Here is a 1,786-nt window from a genome sequence, read left to right on the forward strand (position 1 = left end):
GATCGGCGGGGCGGCGAGCGGGGCGGCGATCGACGCGGGGCCGATCGGCGGAGTCGCATGAGCGCACCGATCCGCGTCGTGCTCGTCGATGACCAGGCGCTGTTCCGCGCCGGCATCCGCATGGTCGTCGCCTCGCAGCCCGACCTTGACGTCGTCGGCGAGGCGGGCGACGGCGTCGAGGGGCTGCGGGTGATCCGCGCGACGCGTCCCGACGTCGTGCTCATGGACATCCGGATGCCGGTGATGGACGGCCTCACCGCAACCGCCGAGCTCCTCGCCGACACGACTTTCGGGCAGGCGCCGCCGCGGGTCGTGATGCTCACGACGTTCGACCTCGACGAGGCCGCGGCGCGCGCGATCCGGCAGGGCGCGAGCGGATTCCTGCTGAAGGATGCCGACCCGGAGTTCCTGCTGGCCGCGATCCGCACGGTCCACTCCGGGTCGGCGGTGATCGCGGCATCCGCCACGCGCGAGCTGTTCGCACACTTCGCAGAGCAGGCGCCAGCCGCCGTGCCCCCCTCGTACGGCGACCTGACCGAGCGTGAACGGGAGATCTTCGCGCTCGCCGCCCGCGGACTGTCCAACGCCGAGATCGCGCAGCGTGAGTTCCTGTCCGAGGCGACCGTGAAGACGCACATCAGCCGCATCCTCGCGAAGCTCGCCCTGCGCGACCGGGTGCAGCTCGTGGTCTTCGCGTTCGAGCACGGTCTCGTCTGACCTGCCCCGCCGGTCTGGTCGGCATCGACTTGCCGCGTTCGGTCGCTTCCAGGCTGCGGAGCCGACCAATCGCGGCACGTCGGGAAAGCCTCGATCATCGACGTGCCGCGTTTGGTCGTCTCGGGGCCGTGGATGCGGCAGAACCCGGCACGTCGGGCACGCGACCACCGAGGGCAACCGGGGCCGTCGGTCTCGGGCGATCGCTGTCGCGAAAGCTCAGCGGCGGCGGGGCCGCATTGTGGGGTGTCGAAAGCCGCGGGTCCCGGAGGGACACTTTCGGATTAGCAGGCTGGATTGACTCTCCGGGCCCTCCGTGCGGCCGAAACGGCCGGTTCAGCCTGCTTTTGCGACAGTTTTTCAGGGGCGCCGCCGCGCCGTGGGGAGATCGAGATCATGTCTCATGACTCGGTTGCGATGGTCTCGATACACCCGCGGCTTCGCCGCGGGCACTCGACCACCGGAGTGGGCGCTGTTCGACCCCTTCGGCCGTGTGGAGCGGGCCCCGGATCATCCTCCCGATGTACGCGCGCGCGACCGAAGGCGGACGCGCCGCGGCATCCGGCGTCCGTAGCGTCGGAGGCATGGAGATCACGACGACCGACCTGGGCCTCGCGGCCCGGGTGCAGAACCTCAGCAAGACGTATGGCGCGGGCGAGACCGGGGTGCGGGCGCTCGACGGCGTCACCGTCGGCATCCGCCGCGGCGAGTTCACCGCGATCATGGGACCGTCCGGCTCGGGCAAGTCCACGCTCATGCACATCATGGCCGGCCTCGACGCGCCGACCGGTGGCCGCGCGTGGATCGGCGACACCGAGATCACGGGCCTGAGCGACCTCGAACTGACGATCCTGCGCCGGCGGCGGGTCGGGTTCGTCTTCCAGGCGTTCAACCTCGTGCCCACCCTCGACGCGCTCGGCAACATCCTGCTGCCGTTCGACCTCGACGGCCGCACGCCCAGCGCGCTGGAGCGCGCCCGCATCGAGAACCTCATCGACTCCCTCGGGCTGCGCCCCCGGCTGCGGCACCGGCCGCACGAGCTGTCGGGCGGGCAGCAGCAGCGGGTCGCGAT

2 protein-coding genes are annotated in these 1,786 nt (G+C 71.2%); both read left to right on the forward strand.

Features of this window, described 5'->3' with window-relative positions; genetic code table 11:
- The first annotated feature begins 57 nt into the window (after positions 1-57).
- Positions 58-717 carry a response regulator gene (locus WBP48_RS15040; protein WP_424441564.1) on the forward strand — a complete coding sequence of 220 codons (660 nt, stop codon included), beginning with the start codon at positions 58-60 and terminating at the stop codon, positions 715-717.
- A gap of 581 nt (positions 718-1,298) precedes the next feature.
- A partial coding sequence (locus tag WBP48_RS15045; RefSeq protein WP_424441565.1) for an ABC transporter ATP-binding protein occupies positions 1,299-1,786 on the forward strand: 488 nt, incomplete at its 3' end.

Origin of the sequence: Microbacterium sp., from assembly GCF_049661145.1 — a bacterium.
Lineage (GTDB): Bacteria > Actinomycetota > Actinomycetes > Actinomycetales > Microbacteriaceae > Microbacterium.